Origin of the sequence: Aldersonia kunmingensis (assembly GCF_001646865.1) — a bacterium.
In the GTDB taxonomy this organism is placed as follows: Bacteria; Actinomycetota; Actinomycetes; order Mycobacteriales; family Mycobacteriaceae; genus Aldersonia; species Aldersonia kunmingensis.
Genome location: NZ_LRRB01000282.1, coordinates 1 through 17,575 on the forward strand (window position 1 = coordinate 1; position 17,575 = coordinate 17,575).

22 protein-coding genes are annotated in these 17,575 nt (G+C 67.2%); 7 read left to right on the forward strand and 15 right to left on the reverse strand.

Going from position 1 to position 17,575, the window contains the following annotated elements; genetic code table 11:
• Nucleotides 1–183, reverse strand: a 183-nt coding sequence (locus tag A8G08_RS22370; RefSeq protein ID WP_157108738.1) for an NUDIX domain-containing protein, incomplete at its 3' end; no start/stop codon positions are given.
• Nucleotides 184–302: 119 nt separating this feature from the next.
• Here A8G08_RS22370 and A8G08_RS22375 point away from each other — a divergent pair.
• Nucleotides 303–842, forward strand: coding sequence for a Dps family protein (locus tag A8G08_RS22375; protein ID WP_068279005.1), 540 nt, complete (start codon nt 303–305; stop codon nt 840–842).
• A gap of 97 nt (nt 843–939) precedes the next feature.
• Here the strand turns inward: A8G08_RS22375 and A8G08_RS22380 are convergent, their stop codons facing one another.
• The 9 genes from A8G08_RS22380 to A8G08_RS27300 all read right to left on the reverse strand — a co-directional run bounded on the left by A8G08_RS22380 (nt 940) and on the right by A8G08_RS27300 (nt 8,018).
• The gene (locus tag A8G08_RS22380; protein WP_068279008.1) at nt 940–1,317 is read right to left on the reverse strand and encodes a DUF427 domain-containing protein; all 378 of its coding nucleotides are present in this window, start codon (nt 1,315–1,317) and stop codon (nt 940–942) included.
• Between the two features lie 70 nt (nt 1,318–1,387).
• Nucleotides 1,388–2,797, reverse strand: a complete 1,410-nt coding sequence (locus A8G08_RS22385) for a bifunctional phosphatase PAP2/diacylglycerol kinase family protein (protein WP_425394592.1) — start codon at nt 2,795–2,797, stop codon at nt 1,388–1,390.
• 208 nt (nt 2,798–3,005) lie between these two features.
• Entirely contained in the window at nt 3,006–3,743 is a 738-nt protein-coding gene (locus tag A8G08_RS22390; protein WP_068279011.1) for an SDR family NAD(P)-dependent oxidoreductase, read from the reverse strand.
• Complete coding sequence (locus tag A8G08_RS22395; protein ID WP_068279013.1) at nt 3,743–4,786, reverse strand: phosphotransferase family protein; 1,044 nt, start codon at nt 4,784–4,786, stop codon at nt 3,743–3,745. Before A8G08_RS22395 ends, A8G08_RS22390 begins: the two co-directional genes overlap by 1 nt.
• Nucleotides 4,779–6,026 carry an acyl-CoA dehydrogenase family protein gene (locus tag A8G08_RS22400; RefSeq protein ID WP_068279014.1) on the reverse strand — a complete coding sequence of 416 codons (1,248 nt, stop codon included), beginning with the start codon at nt 6,024–6,026 and terminating at the stop codon, nt 4,779–4,781. The genes A8G08_RS22395 and A8G08_RS22400 overlap by 8 nt, the downstream gene beginning before the upstream one ends.
• Before the next feature lie 83 nt (nt 6,027–6,109).
• The gene (locus tag A8G08_RS22405; protein ID WP_068279015.1) at nt 6,110–6,736 is read right to left on the reverse strand and encodes a TetR/AcrR family transcriptional regulator; all 627 of its coding nucleotides are present in this window, start codon (nt 6,734–6,736) and stop codon (nt 6,110–6,112) included.
• 101 nt (nt 6,737–6,837) lie between these two features.
• Complete coding sequence (locus tag A8G08_RS22410) at nt 6,838–7,293, reverse strand: ATP-binding protein (protein ID WP_068279016.1); 456 nt, start codon at nt 7,291–7,293, stop codon at nt 6,838–6,840.
• Nucleotides 7,294–7,312: 19 nt separating this feature from the next.
• A complete protein-coding gene (locus A8G08_RS22415) occupies nt 7,313–7,717 on the reverse strand; it encodes an STAS domain-containing protein (RefSeq protein WP_245672953.1) in 405 nt (134 codons plus the stop codon).
• 160 nt (nt 7,718–7,877) lie between these two features.
• The gene (locus A8G08_RS27300) at nt 7,878–8,018 is read right to left on the reverse strand and encodes a hypothetical protein (RefSeq protein WP_157108739.1); all 141 of its coding nucleotides are present in this window, start codon (nt 8,016–8,018) and stop codon (nt 7,878–7,880) included.
• Between the two features lie 222 nt (nt 8,019–8,240).
• Between A8G08_RS27300 and A8G08_RS22420 the strand changes: the two genes are divergently transcribed.
• The 3 genes from A8G08_RS22420 to A8G08_RS22430 all read left to right on the forward strand — a co-directional run bounded on the left by A8G08_RS22420 (nt 8,241) and on the right by A8G08_RS22430 (nt 10,841).
• Nucleotides 8,241–9,029 (forward strand): SDR family oxidoreductase, encoded by a 789-nt coding sequence (locus tag A8G08_RS22420; protein ID WP_068279017.1) that lies wholly within the window; start codon nt 8,241–8,243, stop codon nt 9,027–9,029.
• A gap of 182 nt (nt 9,030–9,211) precedes the next feature.
• Complete coding sequence (locus A8G08_RS22425) at nt 9,212–9,640, forward strand: Rieske (2Fe-2S) protein (protein ID WP_068279018.1); 429 nt, start codon at nt 9,212–9,214, stop codon at nt 9,638–9,640.
• A gap of 142 nt (nt 9,641–9,782) precedes the next feature.
• Entirely contained in the window at nt 9,783–10,841 is a 1,059-nt protein-coding gene (locus A8G08_RS22430; protein ID WP_068279019.1) for an N-acetylmuramoyl-L-alanine amidase, read from the forward strand.
• 9 nt (nt 10,842–10,850) lie between these two features.
• Here the strand turns inward: A8G08_RS22430 and A8G08_RS22435 are convergent, their stop codons facing one another.
• The 3 genes from A8G08_RS22435 to A8G08_RS22445 are packed head-to-tail and all read right to left on the reverse strand — an operon-like array spanning nt 10,851 to nt 13,415.
• Complete coding sequence (locus tag A8G08_RS22435; protein ID WP_068279020.1) at nt 10,851–11,264, reverse strand: molybdenum cofactor biosynthesis protein MoaE; 414 nt, start codon at nt 11,262–11,264, stop codon at nt 10,851–10,853.
• Nucleotides 11,257–12,240: a bifunctional molybdenum cofactor biosynthesis protein MoaC/MoaB gene (gene moaCB / locus A8G08_RS22440; protein WP_068279022.1), complete on the reverse strand. Its 984-nt coding sequence runs from the start codon at nt 12,238–12,240 to the stop codon at nt 11,257–11,259. Before moaCB ends, A8G08_RS22435 begins: the two co-directional genes overlap by 8 nt.
• A complete protein-coding gene (locus A8G08_RS22445; protein WP_068279024.1) occupies nt 12,237–13,415 on the reverse strand; it encodes a molybdopterin molybdotransferase MoeA in 1,179 nt (392 codons plus the stop codon). The genes moaCB and A8G08_RS22445 overlap by 4 nt, the downstream gene beginning before the upstream one ends.
• Before the next feature lie 93 nt (nt 13,416–13,508).
• Between A8G08_RS22445 and moaA the strand changes: the two genes are divergently transcribed.
• From moaA to A8G08_RS22460, 3 genes are read left to right on the forward strand one after another with little or no spacing between them, the layout of a single operon-like run.
• On the forward strand, nt 13,509–14,579 hold the full coding sequence (gene moaA / locus A8G08_RS22450; RefSeq protein ID WP_068279025.1) for a GTP 3',8-cyclase MoaA: 1,071 nt from the start codon (nt 13,509–13,511) through the stop codon (nt 14,577–14,579).
• Nucleotides 14,572–14,829 (forward strand): MoaD/ThiS family protein, encoded by a 258-nt coding sequence (locus tag A8G08_RS22455; protein ID WP_068279026.1) that lies wholly within the window; start codon nt 14,572–14,574, stop codon nt 14,827–14,829. Before moaA ends, A8G08_RS22455 begins: the two co-directional genes overlap by 8 nt.
• A complete protein-coding gene (locus A8G08_RS22460) occupies nt 14,822–15,610 on the forward strand; it encodes a fructosamine kinase family protein (protein ID WP_245672955.1) in 789 nt (262 codons plus the stop codon). Before A8G08_RS22455 ends, A8G08_RS22460 begins: the two co-directional genes overlap by 8 nt.
• Here A8G08_RS22460 and A8G08_RS22465 read toward each other — a convergent pair.
• The gene (locus tag A8G08_RS22465) at nt 15,607–16,638 is read right to left on the reverse strand and encodes a Gfo/Idh/MocA family oxidoreductase (protein ID WP_068279032.1); all 1,032 of its coding nucleotides are present in this window, start codon (nt 16,636–16,638) and stop codon (nt 15,607–15,609) included. The genes A8G08_RS22460 and A8G08_RS22465 overlap by 4 nt on opposite strands.
• 16 nt (nt 16,639–16,654) lie before the next feature.
• On the reverse strand, nt 16,655–17,560 hold the full coding sequence (locus tag A8G08_RS22470; protein WP_068279034.1) for a sugar phosphate isomerase/epimerase family protein: 906 nt from the start codon (nt 17,558–17,560) through the stop codon (nt 16,655–16,657).
• Between the last annotated feature and the right edge of the window lie 15 nt (nt 17,561–17,575).

The window sequence follows — 17,575 nt, forward strand, 5'->3', positions numbered from 1 at the left end:
TTCCTCTTCGAACTCGCGGAGCGCCACTGCGTGCGGATCCTCGCCCTCGACGTACTCGCCCTTCGGAATCGACCAGGCCGCGTCGTCCTTTTTCGCCCAGAACGGCCCGCCCATGTGCGCGATGAACACCTCGCCATCGCCGTGGAGTCGGTAGAGAGCGACCCCGGCGCTCGTGATTGGCATGGGCATCCCTTCGCTGTGATGTGCGCCGCAGGCTAGCAGGGGTTTGGCAACCCGGGGTGGTGGTTACTCAGCCGTATGAGATTCGCGTAACGAGCGCGGCGAACAGGAGGCACAGACATATGACGTCGTTCACGGTTCCCGGGTTGAGCTCCGAGCAGGGCACCACGGTGGCCAACACGTTGCAGCAGCGCCTGAGCACCTACAACGACCTGCACCTGACGCTGAAACACATCCACTGGAACGTGGTCGGGCCAAACTTCATCGGAGTGCACGAAATGATCGACCCGCAGGTCGAGATCGTGCGCGGGTACGCCGATGCCGTTGCCGAGCGCGTCGCCGCGTTGGGTACCGCGCCCAATGGCACCGCCGGTGCGATCGAAAAGGACCGCACGTGGGACGACTACTCCGTCGGCCGCGACACGGCACAGGCCCATCTGGCCGCGCTCGATGTCGTCTATGACGGAGTCATCAAATCCAACCGCGCGGCGATCGACGAGATCGGCGAGATCGACAAGATCACCGAGGACATGCTGATCGGGCAGACCGCGGAACTGGAGAAGTTCCAGTGGTTCATCCGTGCGCACCTGGAGAACTCGGGTGGCCAGCTCGCGAGCCAGGGCAAAGCTACCGAGCGCGGCGCGGCAGACGCGGCGCGCTGATCCCGGAGGGAGCGAAATCGCCGGCCCCGCAGGGGCCGGCGATTTCGATTGTCCGGCTCGAAGGGGCCGGCGATTTCGATTGTCCAGGCCGAGCGGGCTAGGCCGAGGCACTCACTTCGATGTCGACCTGATCGGGGTAGAACGCGACACAGCCGGCGATTTCGGCCACTGCGGGATACGGCTCCTGGTAGACCCACACGGCGTTGGTCAGCTCACCATCGGCAGTGGCGAGCGAGTAGTAGGAGGCGTCGCCCTTGAACGGGCAGTACGTGGTGTGTTCGCTCGCGCGCAGTATCGACCGGTCGACATCGTCGATCGGAAGATAGTGCACCACAGGGTAATTGGCCTCGCTGAGCGTAAACGCGCGATCGGATGTGGCGATTACCTGTGTGCCTGCGCGAACCCGGACTGTGCCGAGCGTCGGTTCGATGGTTATCGGATGTTGGGCGCTGGGCTCGAGTCGTGTCCGTGACATTGGCTACCTCCCGAACGGTGGCTGTGCAACCCACGTTAGGCGCGCCCCGGCCATGCCGCAGCGCCGCAGGTCAGGGGCGCGAGGGGGCGTAGACCACCAAAGCCCCCGGTTCCTTGATGAATTCGAGCCGCGCCGGGCCGTCCACGACTTCTCCGTCGTAGGCGTACGGCCCGTCCTCCGACCGTTCCACGACTACCTTCGCCCGCGCGTCCTCCCGGTAGCGCGAGTCCGTGTCGAGACGACCGATGACGAGCGCCAGCAGCGTTCGTAGCCTGCCCACCCAGCCGTCCGTGTCGAGCACTCGAACATCGAGCAGTCCGTCATCGAGCCGGCTCCGCGAACTCGGCGCGAATCCGCGCGGCTCGTAGCGTCCCGAACCGAGGAAGAACAGCCTCGTGTGGTGGGGCCGCCCGTCGATGCGGAGGTCCAGTGGCTCGCTGGTGCGCGCGACCTTCAGAAAGGCAACAATCGCGGCGATCGGCTTGCCGAACCGCTTCTCGTACTTCTCCCGGGTCGTGACGAACTCGGGGTAGGCCCCGACGCTCGCGGTGTTCACGAACACCCGATCGGCGACGCGGGTCACGTCAACACGCACCGCACTGCCGTCGCGCACCGCGGCGATCGCGGTGCGCGGATCGTCGATGCCGAGGTCGGTGGCGAAATGATTGAACGTGCCGCCACACAGGACGAGCAGGGGCTTGTTGTGCTCGACGGCGACTCCGGCCGCACAGGCCACGCTGCCGTCACCTCCGGCAACGGCGAGCACCTCGCACCGTCCTGCCGCGTCGATTAGCAAATCGAGCAGGTTGTCGCCCTCGCCGACCTCGACGATCTCCGCGGCCGGCAGTTCGATGCGCAGCAACTCGAGGATGTCGGGACCGAAACCGATGCCCGAGCTGGGGTTGACGACGGCGACCACACCGGCGCCATCCGGCCTGGGTGGGAGCGTTTCGGATTCTCCTCGCGGCCCCTCGGGTATCGGCTCGGGAGTGCGCACAACGCGGTTCACGCCCATCGCGACCACGGTGCCGAGGGCAATCCCAGCTGCGACGTCGCCCGGGTAGTGCACACCCGTGTAGATGCGGCTGTAGGCCACAGCGCCGGCGAGTGCTCCGAGCGGTAGGGCGAGTTCGGGCACCTCGCGGCTCACCGCGTAGGCGAATGCCGCGGCGGAGGCGGAATGGCCGGAGGGGAACGACGGCGAGGTGGGAATCCTTCGGGCGCGGCGGACCGCCGGCACGCGCGCGATACCCGGCCGGGTGCGTGGAAGTAGTTGCTTGGCAACGATATTCGCGGTGAAGCTGGTGGCGGCCACGGAGACGATTCCGCGCCGCGCGGCATGGGTGAGCCGCGGATTATCGGAGGCGATCAGTCCCGCGGCGATCGCCATCCACAGCTTCGAATGATCGGCGAGATGCGTCAGGCGCGGGAGCGTCGCATCGAGCAGTGGGCTGTGGGACTGGGCAACCCGGTCGAACATTTGCGAATCCGCCGATCCGAGCCAGCCCAGCAGACCGGTCCGCCCGGCACGTCGGGCGGCGTGCTCGGTGACGATCGTCGTGCGGCGCATCCCGCCAGAGTAGCCACGGACGCGGAATTGCGGCGTGTAGACGGAACGGGCGCGGTGCGTGCGACTGGCGCAGGCACCGCGCCCCGAAGTCCAGCCTTGGGTATACGGACGAGCGCTGTCAGGCGCCGTACGGGTTTGCGCCGGCGCGCGACACCACGATCTTCGGCACCACGGCCTGCGCCGAAAGCTTCAGCAGCGCTTCGACGAGTTCGCTGATGTCCTCGACGTCGATCATCTGCTCGGCCGGGATCTTGTCCTTGATCCAATCCGTCATATCGGTATCCACGAATGCGGGCGCGATCGAGCAACCGGAGACGCCGTTGCCGGACTCCTCCATGTTCATGGTCTCGATCAGCGACGTGAGCGCGGCCTTGGTCGCGCCGTAGGCGGCCATTGTCGGCTCGGCGTACTCGCCGGTGATGGACGAGATCGCCACCACCTTGGAGCCGCGCCTGGCGTCCTTCGCGGCCGCGGCACGCAGCAGCGGCAGCGCGCGCTGGATGAGCGCGAACGGCGCGGTGAAGTTCACCGCGACCGTCTTGTCGAAGCGGCGCTGCGGGAATTCGGCGATCGGACCCGCCGTGCCGACACCGGCATTGAGGATCAGTGCGTTCATGTCACCGAAGGCCTCGGTGTGCGCGGCCACGAGGGCGTCTCCCGACTCAGGATCGGACATATCGGCGGGCACCACGACCACCTCGGGCGCGCCGGCCTCGCGCAGCGACTTCGCCGCCACCTCGAGGGCTTCCGCGCCGCGTGCGGAAATGGTCAGTCCGTAGCCGGAGTTGGCGAGCCGGGTCGCGATCGCCAGACCGATGCCACGCGAGGCGCCGGTGATGAGTGCACTGCGGTCCATCATTTTCCTTCGTTCAGTGCGGCGAGACCCGCTGCGGCGAAAATCGGTACGGCGGCCGCGACCTGATCGGCGTTCGCGACCGGAGCGGCACCACCCTGCTCCTCGGCCGCGCGACGCCGGTGGTCGATACCGGCTGCGATCACCGCGAGCTTGAAGTTGGCGAGACCCATGAAGAAATCCCAGTGCTCGAGGTCGCTGCCCGTTGCGCGCGCGTAGCGCTCCGCCAGATCGTCGGCGGTCGGGATGCGCTCGCTCGCCCAGGCGGCCGCCTCATCGAGAACCATGCCGAACGACGGGTTCCGGTAGACGCACATCAGCGCGACATCGGTCAAAGGGTCACCGAGCGTGGACATTTCCCAGTCGAGCACGGCCTCGACCTTGCCGGCGTCGGACGCCGACAGGATCGTGTTGTCGATCCGGTAGTCGCCGTGCACGATCGTCGCCACGTCGCGCTCGGGGATCCGGTCGGCGAGCAGCGCGCCGAGGCGGTCAACGTCGGGGATCTCGTCGGCCTTGACCCGCTCCCACTGGCCGTTCCAGATTTTCACCTGGCGACTCACGAAACCCGAAGGCTTGCCGAAGGATTCGAGGCCGACTGCGCGGTGATCCACCTGATGCAGGGCCGCGAGCACGCGCACGAGTTCGTCCACGCACAAATCGATTTCGGCGTCCGACAGCGTCTCGAGTTCCTTCTCGGTCCGGATCACCCGGCCCTCGACGTTCTCCACGACCGCGAACGGTGCGCCCATCACGGAGTTGTCCTCGCACAGGACGACGGTGCGCGCGACCGGCACCGGGGTGCCCTGCAGGGCAGCGGCAACCTTGAACTCGCGCGCGACGTCGTGCGCCGACGGAGTGAGTCCGGCGAGTGGCGGGCGGCGCAGAACATAACGGGAACTGTTGTCGCTCACCCGGAAGGTCAGGTTCGAGCGGCCACCGGAGATGAGGTCGGCTCGCAGTTCACCTTCGACGGCGACGCCGTTGGCCTCGAAATACCCTGCGAGCGCTGCGAGGTCGAGGCCCGCGAGTGCGGTGTCAGCCATTGCCATTCTCCTTGGCGGCTGCGCGGCTGTCGTCCTTTTTCGCCGCTGCGCGGCGGCGGGCGGCGCCGACGGTGCGCTTGGCGATGGCCCAGCGGTGCACCTCGGAGGGGCCGTCGTAGATCCGGAACGGGCGGACCTCACGCGAGAGCCGGGCCAGCGGAAGATCGTCGGAAACACCGAGGCCACCGCACATCTGAATCGAGCGGTCGACGATCCGGCCGACGGCCTCGGCCGCGTAGGTCTTGGCGATCGAGGTCGAATTCGCAGCGCGACCACCGCGATCAAGCTCCCAGCAGGCCTGCAGCAGCAGGGCACGGGTCGCGGCGATGTCGATCTCGTTGTCCGCGATCATCGCCTGGATCATGCCGAGATCACCGAGCTTGGAGCCGAAGGCTTCCCGATCGGCGACCAGTTCGACAGCGAGATCGTGCGCGCGGAGCGCGGCACCGAGCCAGCGCATGACGTGCGTCATGCGGGCCGGGCCGAGGCGAACCTGCGCGTAGGAGAAGCCCTGGTCGACCTCGCCGAGCACCGCTTCTTCGGGCAGGCGCAGGTCTTCGAAGGTCACCTCGCAGTGTCCGCCGATCATGGCGCGGTCCAGTGTGGTGATGTGGCGTCCGACCGTCAGACCCGGGGTGTCGGCGGGAGCGAGGAACATCGTCGCGCCGCCGTTCTGGCCGGGCTCACCGGAGGTGCGGGCCATGATGATGAAGAACCCCGCGCCGTCGGCGCCGGTGATGAAGTGCTTGCGGCCGTTGATAACCCAGCCGTTGTCGGTGCGCGTCGCGAGCGTCGCCAGCGCGCTCGGATCCGAGCCGGCGCCCGGCGCGGGCTCGGTCATCGCGAACGCCGAACGGACATCGCCGCGGGCGAGGGGAGCGAGGAACTGCTCCTTCTGCTCGGCGTTGGCGATGTGCGCGAGCATGTGCACATTGCCCTCGTCGGGAGCGGCGATGTTGACCGCGGCAGGCCCGAACAGGGAATAGCCGGCCGCCTCGAAGACCGGGGCGCGATCGACCATGTTCAGCCCGAGGCCGCCGTACTCGACGGGAGCGTGCGGGGCGTAGACACCGGCGGCGCGGGCCTTGTCCCCGAGCTCGACGCGAAGCTTGTCACCACCCGCGGCTTCGATATCACCGAAATGCGCGTCCTCGACGGGCAGCACCTCGTTCTGCACGAACGTCGTCGTCTTCTCGACGAGTTCGGTCACCTGCGGTGAATGGGCGAAATCGACGGCCACAGCAAACTCCCTTCACGGGTGGCATTCCGCGACCGAGCGATCGTTCGGTCGGTAGCGAGCGTGGCACATGCTTCCGACAACAGTCAAGCGGTGGCGCCGACGGCGGAGCGGGCAATTGCCAGGTATCGCTCGACGATCTCGTCGGGGGATTGCGGCCCATCCGGCCGGTACCAGGTGGCAACGGCGACGCACATGGTCGTCACCGCGCGGCTCGCGTCGTCGGGGAAGCGAGTGCCAAACTCGCCCGCGGCAACGCCGGCCCGCACGATCTCGTCGAGCATGCGCTGTTGCTCATCCCGCAACGCGACATAGGCGGACCGGTTCTCCGGAGCCAGGCTGCGAATCTCGGACGCGCCCACGAAGGCCTGTTCGCGCCGGAACATGTGGAAGCGCAGCAGGGACTCGACCACCGCGTCGAACCGCTCGCTCGCGGAGTCTCCGGCGGACGCGAGGGCCTGCCTGCTGCGTTCGAGCAGCTCGGCCATCACTGCGGTCATCAGTTCGGCCAGCAGCGCCTGCTTCGACGGATAGTGGTGATACAGGCCCGGGACCGAAAGACCGGCCCGGTTCGCGATGTCGCGGATCGAGGCTCCGTCGTAGCCACTCTCGGCGAAGGCGTCCAGCGCGGCGACCAGCGGGCGTGTCATCACCGGCTCGGCGTACTCGCGCCAGGAACGGCCTTCATCGACGGATACCGCCCGGATTTCCATGCCGCCACGCTATGCCACAAGAACTACCAGTTGCGAAATGCGCCGGACCCAGTGCGGCGGCCGAAACTCAGCGGGGCCGGCGCACCCCGGCAGCCGTCGATCTAATTCCGTTCGGTGAGCCCCGACCAGCGCAGTTCCACGCAGGTGCCGTTCGCATCGGTTTCGATCGTGGATGCCGACGCCAGCGCCCGAATGAGGGGAATGCCACGCCCGCGCAAATGGTGCGGGTCGGGCTCGGGTGAGCGCCAGATGCCATGATCGCGAATGACGACCACCAGGTCACCGGAGCGGATGTCGAACTGCGCGTGCAGATCGACCTCGCCGTGCTTTGAGGCTCCCGCGTAGGCATGTTCAACAGCGTTGGCAAGCGCCTCGTTGACAGCGAGCGTGAGGTCGCTCAGAAGCTCGGCGGACAGCATCAGCTGCTTGTCCAGCCATTTGTGGAACGCCGTCCGCAGGGTCGACGCTCCGGCTGGATTTCCTGCACTGGACTGCGCGAAGGCCACCAGCCCGCTGGTTCGGGGCGGGTTGGCCGATCGCGGGTCCGTGTGGCTCATCCCGGCAGCGGCTCCCGGATCACTTCACCGAGGCGGCTTCGAGGGCGGCATCGAGCGTTGTGTGAATCGCCAGAAGCTTGTCGACGCCAACCAGGTGCATCGGTCGTCCGACTGCCGGGCCGTCGGCAACGACAGTGAACTGCGCGGATTCGCCGATCTGCTCGTGCGCCGCAATGAGTACCGTCATGCCCGCCGAAGCGAGGAATTCGACACCGGTCAAATCCACGATTACCGCGGCCGGTTCGTTCTTCAGCGAGTTCTGGATCGATTCGGTGAGCTGGGGTGCCGTCACCATGTCGAGCGTTCCGCTGACACCAAGGACGACGACGTTGTCATGCCACACGACGGCGACCTCGAACCCGTTCGCTCCGATCCCAGGATCGGGAATTCCGGCCGCGTCGTTCCCGGTCGTCGATTCCAACACCGCTCACCCCTACTCAAGAGCTCGCACCGCAGCGCGAGACTGCGGTTGCCCGCAAACTACTTTCCGGTTGAAAACACAACCGGTCATCACGAGGCTACGAGAGCTTCGCAGGACTATTCAACCTGAGGGGCGGGTGTTGCGTATGCGGATGGGCCACGACCTATCGATGCGCGGAAAGAATGTCGCTTTGCTGGGCGCGTTCGATGCGACGACCCTCCGCCCAGGCCAGGGCGGCGATTGCCGTGGCTGCGGACACAGCTGCAACGGGCACGAGCGCGGCGAGCGCGATGAGCACATACATGCCAATGCCTCCTTCGAACCGCGGGTGACGCGGCGCTACTAGTGAGCGGAAGTCATCGGTGACATCTGAAAATGTAGTGCACAAGTCCTACTTTTTCATGTGACGCACGTCGTATCGAGCCAGGTCGTGGGACGAATCACACTTTCGCGCCGTTCGCGGTGAGCAAGTTTGCTTAACGTTCATTACGGCGAAACGCAGCGCTCGAAGGCCAAGGAGACAGCAATGACACAACGAATCCTGGTAACCGGCGGGACAGGAACACTCGGTCGCGATCTGGTCGAAAGATTGGTGGCAACGGACGCGGTGGTCCGGGTGCTGAGCCGTCGGGGCGAACCAGCCGCTGGTGCGGATGCGCCGACCTGGGCCGGCTCCGTGGAGTGGGCGCGTGGCGACCTGAGCACAGGCGAGGGGATCGCCGGTGCGGTCGGTGGGGATGTCGATGTGGTCGTCCATTGCGCCACCACACAGGGCAAGAAGGACGTCGACGCGACGCGCACGCTGATCGAGGCATTGTCGACGTGGCCGGACACGCACCTGATCTACATCTCGATCGTCGGCGTTGATCGCGTGCCGTTCTTCTACTACAACGCCAAGCTGGAGGCCGAGCGGCTCATCGAGACATCGGGGCTGCCATTCACGATCCTGCGGGCCACCCAGTTCCACGCGCTGCTGCACACGCTGTTTTCCGCCCAACGTTGGTCGCCGGTGGTGTGCGTGCCGTCCCGCACCGAGTTCCAGCCCATCGATACCTCGGATGTTGCCGCCCGGCTCGTCGAACTCACGGCAGCACCGGCGGCAGGCCGGGTCGCCGATATCGGTGGCCCCGAGGTGCGATCGGTGTCGGACCTCGCCCGCAGCTACCTGGCTGCGACCGGCCGGCGTCGCGCGGTCCTGCCGGTGCGGATCCCCGGTGGCACGGGTGCGGGCTATCGGTCCGGCGGGCATAACACGCCCGAGAACACCTACGGCACGGTGACCTTCGAGGACTTTCTCGCGGCACACACGCCGTAGCGCCTGTCGAGACCGACGGCGGCTGCGCGATAGCCGCCGCCGGTTTGTCGGTTTCACCCGACTCGATTGCCCAATCGGCGGCATGCTGGACGCATTGGCTCGTTCCGGCGCGGCGTGAACTTCGCGGCGAGCCGGAACGTGGTCTCGACGAACGCTCAACAGCCCAAAGAGTTGGAGATCCCATGAGCGCCGATGACCTCATGATCAATCGCAGGACAGCCGTAGCCGGGGCCGGTGTTGCGGCGGTCGCCGTCGCAATCGCGGCTTGTAGCAGCTCCGATGACTCGTCCGACACGTCCACCAAATCCGAACCGGCGCCGGCCGGGCAGTCCGGAAACATCGTGGGCAAGACCTCCGAGGTGCCTGTTGGGGGCGGCGCGATCCTCGGCGGGGTGGTCGTCACCCAGCCCTCCGCCGGCACCTTCCTGGCCTTCTCACCGGTCTGCCCGCACAAGGGCTGCAATGTCGACGGGGTCGCAGGCGGAACGATCAACTGCCCGTGTCACGGCAGCAAGTTCAATCTGAATGGCGGAGTGGTGACCGGGCCGGCCACAACCGGCCTTGCGCCCAGGTCAGTGACCGTCGACGGAGACTCGCTCGTCGTCACGTGAGTCACTCTGGCAACAACAGTTGAATAACGGACCACCCAGGTGGTTGTCGTTCCGCCCGCAGTGTTGCAACAGTGAAGGTTGTTACCGATGTTGCGCGTGCGGAAGGAGGCGGCGCGGCTGGGGTGAGCGTGCCGATCGGCATATGAAGAACATCGTGATTACCGGCGGACTATGTGTGGCGATGACCGCCGCGATAGTCGTGCCCGGAGTGGCCTCGGCGGAACCCACGCCCGAAAGCATGATGACCAAGCTGGTCGGGACGAGCGTCTTCCTGGATCCCGGTCATCAGGGCAATGGGCACACCGAAAATCTCGCGAGACAGGTCAATGACGGCCGTGGCGGCACCAAGGAGTGTCAGACCACCGGAATGACCAGTGCGGGCGGCGTCCCCGAGCACACGATCAACTGGAACGTCGCGCAACTGGTCAAGGCGTCGCTGGAGACCCTCGGGGCGAAGGTGATGCTGAGTCGCGCAGATGACAGTGGCTGGGGCGGCTGCGTCGACGAGCGGGCTGCTGCGGCGAGCCGGTCCGGGGCTGATGTCGCGATCAGCATCCACGCCGATTCCGCGCCCGCCGCGGACCACGGGTTCCATCTCATCGTGCCGGCGCTGCCCATACCGGACGCGAAAGCCAACGAGGTCCAATCCGGCAAGGGCCTCGAGTTCTCGAAGTCGATTCGCGATGCCTACGTGAAGTCGGGCTTCACGCCGGCGAACTACGCGGGCGTGGCCGAGGGTTTGCAGACCCGCGCGGATATCGCTGGTCCTGCGCTGACCACGATTCCGCTCGCATTCCTCGAAATGGGCAATGGCGCGAACCCAGACGACGCGAAGCTGCTCGAGACCGAGGAGGGACAGGTCAAGCAGGCCATCGCGATCACAACGGGTGTCGTCAGCTACCTGCTTGGCAATACCTCTGCGACTACCGAGGCGCTTGCGCTGCCCTCGGGGTCCACGCCGGAAGCTTCCGATGCGTCGGCGAAACCGCGCACGAGCACACCGAAGTCGACGCCCAAGACCGGAGACGACGGTGACGACCTGCTCGGAACCGCGGTCCAGTTGCTGTCGCCGCTGCTCAGTGCACTCGGTATCGGTGGCGGAGAGGGATCGTCCGAGGGGGGTGGCATGACCGAAGTGGTTACGCAGTTGGCCGAAACCCTGCTGAGCGTCGTCATGACCATGCTCAGCGGCGACAAGTAGCGCTCGCTCCTACAAACCAACCCATTCGGAGACACCGTCGTCGAAGTGCTGACGCTTCCAGATAGGCACCTCGTGCTTGATGCGCTCGACGAGTTCCGCGCACGCCTGGAACGCCTCGGCACGGTGCGGAGCGGATACTGCCGCGACCAACGCGAGATCGCCCACGGCGAGATTGCCGACGCGATGGACCGCGGCTACCGGTAGCCCGGTTGCCGCGGCGACCTCGGCGCAACAGGCCTGCAGGAATCGCTCGGCGTCCGGGTGTGCGTGGTATTCGAGCTCGGAAACCCGTTGTCCGCCATCGTGATTGCGCACAACTCCGGAAAACAACACGGTCGCGCCGTGCTCCGGCCCGGCTACTGCGGCATCGACAACGCCGGGATCGAGCGGTTCGGCCGATATCCGCGCCAGTACGTCACTCATGCGCGCCCCCTCCGGCAGCCTGTTCCACAAGATGTTTCACCAGTGGCGCGAGCACGTCCAGTCCGTCTCGCACCCCGCCCGGGGAGCCGGGCAGATTCACCACGACGGTCGAGCCGACGAGACCTGCGACGCCGCGGCTGAGCGAGGCGAGCGGGAACTTGGCCGCGCCTTTGGCCCGGATGGCTTCCGCGACGCCGGGCAGTTCGCGATCGAGCACCGCCAGCGTCGCTTCGGGTGTGGCATCGGTGGGCGAGGCGCCCGTGCCGCCGGTGCTGATCACGATCGTCGGCGCGCCGTCGAGTGCGTCGCGCAGCCCGGCGGCGATCTCCGCGTCGGCGTAGATCAGCGGACCCCGCACGGTGAAGCCTTGGTCGGTGAGCCACGCGGCGATCACCGGGCCGGTGGTGTCCTCCCGGGTGCCACGGGCACCGCCGGTCGAGGCGACGAGCACCGCCGCTGTCCGCTCGCCGACCGCCTGGTTCGCGCGCTCCACCTCGGGCGCCGCGCCGGAACGCTGCCAGTGCCCGGACTTTCCGCCGTCCTTGGTGAGCAGCTTGACGCCGTTCAGTGTCGCCGCCGGGTCGACCGCCTTCACCATGTCGTGCAGCGTGAGCCCGGCAACCGCGACCGCAGTCAGGGCCTCCATCTCGACGCCCGTGGGGCCCTTGGTCTTTGCGACCGCCTCGATCGTGATCGAACTGTCGGTGAAGTCGAACTTCACGTCCACGGAGGACAACGCGAGCTGATGGCACAGCGGGATCAGTTCGGAGGTTTTCTTCGCGCCGTTGATGCCGGCGATCCGTGCTGTGGCGAGCACGTCGGCCTTCGGCATGTTGTCCGCGCGCACGAGCGCGATGACCTCGGGCGTGGTGAGCAGCTCGCCGGCGGCCACGGCGCGGCGGGCGGAATCGGGCTTGGCGCTGACATCGACCATCCGCGCGCGGCCCTCTTGGTCCAGGTGCGACAACTCGCTCATAGCGGCCACACTTGCACACCCGAGCCGGCCTTCAACCCAGTGACCTCCGCAGGGATTTCGATCAGCACATCGGCGCGCGCCATTGCGGCGATCAGGTGCGAACCGGGCCCGGAGACCACCTCCACGCCCGCGTCCGTCATGCGCCCACGCAGGTATTGCCGCTTGTCACGCGGGGAGACGACGTCCGAGCACAGCGTCGCCGTCTCCGACTCCACCGGCGGCAGGCCGGCCAGCGCACGCAGTGCGGGCCGCGCGAATATCTGGAACGAGATGAGCGTGCTCACCGGATTACCCGGGAAGCTGATCACCGGCACACCATCGAGGATGGTGAGGCCCTGCGGACCGCCTGGCTGCATCCCGACATGGTCGAACCACCCGCCGAGCGGCGTGAGTGCCTCACGGACAACCTCGAAATCACCCATCGAGACGCCGCCCGAGGTGAAGACGACGTCGACACGCTTGATGACGCTTCGCAGCATCGCGAGGAACTGCCGCGGATCGTCGACGCAGTGCTTCACGGCGATGACCTCGGCCTCGTTGGTCAGGATCCCGGTCGCCAGTGCGGTGCTGTTCGAATCGAAGATCTGGCCCGGGCCGAGCGGCGTGCCGGCCGGAACGAGTTCGGCGCCCGTCGTGATCACCGCGGCATGCACGCGTCGGCGGACACGGACGGTACGGATGCCCGCGGCGGCCAGCGCGGCGATGTGCTGGATCCCGAGCTTCTGCCCTGCGGGAACGAGCAATTCGCCGAGGCGAACATCGGACCCGGGTTCGCGGACGAAGTCCCCGGCCGAGCGGCCACGGTTGATCGTCACAGTCGCGCCACCGAGCACGGTGTCTTCCACGGGGACGATGCAATCCGCGCCATTCGGCACCGGCGCACCGGTCATGATCTTGATTGTCGTGCCGTCCGGCAGGTCGCGTGGCGCGTCACCGGCGGCGACAATTCCGTACACGGGCATTCGCACCGGAACAGACGCCACGTCCGCGGCGCGCACCGCGAAACCGTCCATCTGGGAGTTGCGGAATACGGGCAGATCAACGGGGGAAACCACGTCGGATGCGGTGATCCGATGCAGCGCCGAGCGCACGTCGATTTCTTCGGCTCCAAGGCCGGCGGCGGTGGGCAGTGCTGCAGAAACAATCCGCAGATGCTCGGCGACCGTTCGCGTCATACGGGGAGGTTAGCGCCAAACTTTGCCGTCGAACGTGACTCCTCGTTCGCTGTGGGCATTTAACGCCTCCGGCGTTGTGGGCATACTGGGGGCATGACGTTGGTCGATATCGGGATTCCGGTTCTCCGGGAAACGATCGACGCGCGCGCCGATGGTGCCGCGGATCGGCCCGATGTGCCGGAGCTCATCGATCGGTTCGGAAGGGTCGCACGCGATCTGCGGGTGTCGATCACCGAGCGCTGCTCGCTGCGCTGCACCTATTGCATGCCGGCCGAGGGGCTGCCGGCGATTCCGGCGGAGCGCCTGCTCAGTGCCGATGAGATCGTGCGCGTCGTGGACCTCGCGGTGCGCATGCTCGGCGTGCACGAGGTGCGCTTCACCGGTGGCGAACCGCTGATGCGACGCGATCTCGAGCAGATCATCGCGGGCTGCGCACAGCGCCTGCCGCACGTGCCGCTGATGATGACGACCAACGCGGTCGGCCTCGAACACCGCGCCCAGGCTCTGGCCGATGCCGGGCTAACCCGGGTGAATATCTCGCTCGATTCGGTGGATCGTGCCGAGTTCGCAAAACTGACTCGCCGCGATCGGCTGCCATCCGTGCTGGCCGGGATCCGCGCCGCGCGCCAGGCCGGGCTGTCGCCGGTCAAGGTGAACGCCGTGCTGATGCCGGACACGCTGGCCGGCGCGCCCGATCTGTTGGCCTGGTGCCTCGACGAGGGATGCGAGTTGCGCTTCATCGAGGAAATGCCGCTCGACGCCGACCACGAATGGGCCCGCGCGAACATGGTCACCGCCGCGACGCTGCTCGAGGTGCTCGGCACGCGATTCGAACTCACCGAGGTTGGCCGCGACGATCCCGCCGCGCCCGCCGAGCTGTGGACGGTGAATGGTGGCCCCGCGACCGTGGGCATCATCGCGTCGGTCACCCGGTCGTTCTGCACGACCTGCGACCGCACCCGGCTCACCGCCGACGGCATGATCCGGTCATGCCTGTTCAGCGACCACGAGGTCGATCTGCGCGGTCCGCTGCGGGCCGGTGCGAGCGATGGGGAGCTCGCCCAGCTCTGGCGCGGGGCGATGTGGCAGAAGTGGGCGGGGCATGGCATTGGTGCCGCGGACTTCGTGCCGCCGGACCGGACGATGGGGGCAATCGGTGGCTGACCGGATCGATATCGCGGTGCGGTACTTCGCCGCGGCGGCGGACGCGGCGGGGTGCGTGAAGGAAACCCTCGCGTTGCCCGAGTCCGCGACGCTCGGCGATCTGGCGGACCTGTTGAGCGAACGCCACGGCGCCGATATGACCCGCGTGCTCACGGTGGCGGCCTTTCTCGTCGACGACGAACTGACCCGGGACCGCTCGCAGCCGGTCGGCCCGCGAGTGGATGTGCTGCCGCCGTTTGCCGGTGGCTAGCGACGCGCTGGGGCGGGGTACCGCCTTCCGAAAGTCGAAATCCGGTGTGCACCCGGACTTTTATCCCGCCGAGGCGGCCGGTCTGCGCTGGCTCGCCGATGGCGGCGCACGCGTGGTCGACGTGCTCGAGGTTGGCTCGGGCCATATCGACCTCGCCCTGATCGGGGAGAGCGCACCGAGCGAACGGTCCGCCCGTGAGCTGGGGGAGATGCTCGCCCGGATGCACGACGCCGGTGTGAACGGCGAACTGTTCGGCTGTCCCCCTGCAGGTTTCGCGGGTCAACTGTTCATCGGCGCGCGCCCGATGAGCAGCACTCGGCATTCGAGTTGGGGCGAGTTCTATGCCGCCGAAAGGGTGCTGCCGTTCGTCCGGGTTGCCGTCGATGGGGGCAGCCTCGGCGCCGATGGGCTCCGTACCGTCGAGCGCGCCTGCGATCTCGGTGCGTCCGGTGCGTTCGATGACGGCGAACCGCCGGCCCGTATCCACGGTGATCTCTGGAACGGCAACGTGCTCTGGACGCGTCAGGGTGCGGTGCTGATCGATCCCGCCGCGCACGGGGGTCACCGTGAGACCGATCTCGCGATGCTCGCACTGTTCGGCCTTCCGTTCCTGCACCACGTCATCGACGGTTACCAGTCTGTGCACCGGCTGCGCGTGGGCTGGGAGGCGAGAGTGCTACTGCACCAACTGCATCCGCTCGCCGTACACACGGCCAGCTTCGGCGGCGGTTATGCGCGCAGCCTGTCCGACGCCGCGCGGGCTGCGCTCGCATTGGCCTAGCGGCCCAATCGCGACGGCCGATCGGCGAGCTGTACCCGGACCGGCCCGCCCGAGTGGAGCGATTCGACGCCCGCCGCGCACACCGCGGCCGCCGCATAGCCGTCCCACGCGCCTGGGCCATCGGTGTAATCGCCGGTGTCCGCTCCTGCCCGGACGGCATCGACCCACCGCTGCAGTTCGGTGTCGTAGGCCGCGGCGAATCTCTCCCGGAACCCCGGCGTGACCCGGGAGCCCCAATTCCGCAGTGTCCGTGGGCTGACCGTGCCGGAGTCGAGTCCAATCATGGCGCTCCCGTGCTGGGCCACCAGTTCGGCACGAACCTCGTACCCGACGCCCGCGCTGACGAACAGTTCCACATCCACATGCCGTCCTGAGACGGTGCGCAGCAGGGCGATCTGCGGGTCGAGGACACCGTGTGGCGCAGCGGGATTCGGCGCCGGCGTGATGATCTCCACCGAATCGATCTCCTCGCCGAACAGGAAGCGAGTCACGTCCACCTCGTGCACCAGCGAATCGCGAATGACCATCGAGCTGTCGAAACCCGGTGGGGGAGAGACATTGCGATGGATGCAGTGCAGCACGAGCGGAAGGCCGAGCTTGCCGGAGTCCATCAGCGCTTTGAGTGCGATGTACTCGTCGTCGAAGCGGCGCATGAAACCCACCTGCACGAGCCGCAACCCCAACGCAGCCTCACGAACTGCCACCTCGAGCGAGGTGGCGACGTCGGTGGTGAGCGGCTTTTCGCACAGCACCGGGCGGCGCTGTTCGAGGCATGCGAGCAGTTGCTTTTCGTGCGCTGCGCCCGGACTCGCGATCAGCACGGCATGCACTTCCGGGTCGGCAATCGCGTCGAGCGGATCGCTGACAACACGGCAGCCGGGTACCGCGCCGGCGACCTGCTCCGCCTGCGCGCGGACCGGGTCGGCGATCACGGCGACCCGTGCGCCCGTGATCCGCGTCGCGAGCCGTTCGACATGATCGGCGCCCATCACGCCGACGCCGAGCACGGCAACCCCGATATCCGTCACCAAGTCATCCCCCGCCTCAGTCGAATCGAATTGCCGGGCCGCCGCAACCCGCCAGGTAGCGCCGGGTGCGTTGCGCGACCGGTAACGGCGTATCGGCGTCGCACGGGTACATGTCCTGCTCGACGATCGCGAACACGTCGACATCGAGCTCCGCTATCGCCGCAAGTACCGGCGGCAGATCCGGCACACCGTGCGGGGGTTCGACCATGGCGCCGAGCCGGACCGCCTCGGAGAACGGCAGATCCTCCGCCAAGACCTTGGTCCGCACCTCGGGGTCCACCTGCTTGAGATGCAGATAGCCGAGGCGGTCGGCGGCTCGCGCGATGATCGCGAGACTGTCGCCGCCGCAGTACTCGGCATGCCCGGTATCCAGACACAGGTCGACGAACGCAGGATCGGTCGCATCGAGGAAGCGGTAGATGTTCTCCTCGGTGTCGATATGGCTGTCGGCGTGCGGGTGATATTGCGCGCGGACCCCGTACTTCTCGTACATCGCGCGCCCGAGCCGGGACATCCCGTCGGCCTTGTGTTTCCACTGCTCCGCGGTGAGTTCGCCAGGCTCGAGCACCGCGCCGGTGCCCTGATCACGCCACATCTCGGGGATGACGACCACGTAGTCGCCGCCGACCGCGGCGGTCAGCTTTGCGACATCGGCGACGCGCGCCCACACTGCCGCCCACGAGTCGCCGCGATGCAGATGCTCGAAAACCGTTCCCGCGGAGACCCTCAGCTCGCGTGCGGCGACTTCGTCGCGCAGCAGGGCCGGATCGGTGGGCAGGTATCCGTAGGGGCCGAGCTCGATCCATCGGTATCCCGCCGAGGCAGCCTCGTCGAGGAATCGGGTGTACGGGGTTTGCCGCGGATCCTCGGCGAACCAGACACCCCACGAGTCGGGTGCGGTGCCGACGCGGATCGTGCCCATGGCCAAGTTCCTTTC

Excerpts from the sequence above, each read along its gene's own strand:
- A8G08_RS22375 (WP_068279005.1), top strand. The coding sequence starts at position 303 with ATGACGTCGTTCACGGTTCCCGGGTTGAGCTCCGAGCAGGGCACCACG.
- A8G08_RS22380 (WP_068279008.1), bottom strand. The coding sequence starts at position 1,317 with ATGTCACGGACACGACTCGAGCCCAGCGCCCAACATCCGATAACCATC.
- A8G08_RS22385 (WP_425394592.1), bottom strand. The coding sequence starts at position 2,797 with ATGTTCGACCGGGTTGCCCAGTCCCACAGCCCACTGCTCGATGCGACG.
- A8G08_RS22390 (WP_068279011.1), bottom strand. The coding sequence starts at position 3,743 with ATGGACCGCAGTGCACTCATCACCGGCGCCTCGCGTGGCATCGGTCTG.
- A8G08_RS22395 (WP_068279013.1), bottom strand. The coding sequence starts at position 4,786 with ATGGCTGACACCGCACTCGCGGGCCTCGACCTCGCAGCGCTCGCAGGG.
- A8G08_RS22405 (WP_068279015.1), bottom strand. The coding sequence starts at position 6,736 with ATGGAAATCCGGGCGGTATCCGTCGATGAAGGCCGTTCCTGGCGCGAG.
- A8G08_RS22410 (WP_068279016.1), bottom strand. The coding sequence starts at position 7,293 with ATGAGCCACACGGACCCGCGATCGGCCAACCCGCCCCGAACCAGCGGG.
- A8G08_RS27300 (WP_157108739.1), bottom strand. The coding sequence starts at position 8,018 with ATGTATGTGCTCATCGCGCTCGCCGCGCTCGTGCCCGTTGCAGCTGTG.
- A8G08_RS22420 (WP_068279017.1), top strand. The coding sequence starts at position 8,241 with ATGACACAACGAATCCTGGTAACCGGCGGGACAGGAACACTCGGTCGC.
- A8G08_RS22425 (WP_068279018.1), top strand. The coding sequence starts at position 9,212 with ATGAGCGCCGATGACCTCATGATCAATCGCAGGACAGCCGTAGCCGGG.
- A8G08_RS22430 (WP_068279019.1), top strand. The coding sequence starts at position 9,783 with ATGAAGAACATCGTGATTACCGGCGGACTATGTGTGGCGATGACCGCC.
- A8G08_RS22435 (WP_068279020.1), bottom strand. The coding sequence starts at position 11,264 with ATGAGTGACGTACTGGCGCGGATATCGGCCGAACCGCTCGATCCCGGC.
- moaCB (WP_068279022.1), bottom strand. The coding sequence starts at position 12,240 with ATGAGCGAGTTGTCGCACCTGGACCAAGAGGGCCGCGCGCGGATGGTC.
- A8G08_RS22445 (WP_068279024.1), bottom strand. The coding sequence starts at position 13,415 with ATGACGCGAACGGTCGCCGAGCATCTGCGGATTGTTTCTGCAGCACTG.
- moaA (WP_068279025.1), top strand. The coding sequence starts at position 13,509 with ATGACGTTGGTCGATATCGGGATTCCGGTTCTCCGGGAAACGATCGAC.
- A8G08_RS22470 (WP_068279034.1), bottom strand. The coding sequence starts at position 17,560 with ATGGGCACGATCCGCGTCGGCACCGCACCCGACTCGTGGGGTGTCTGG.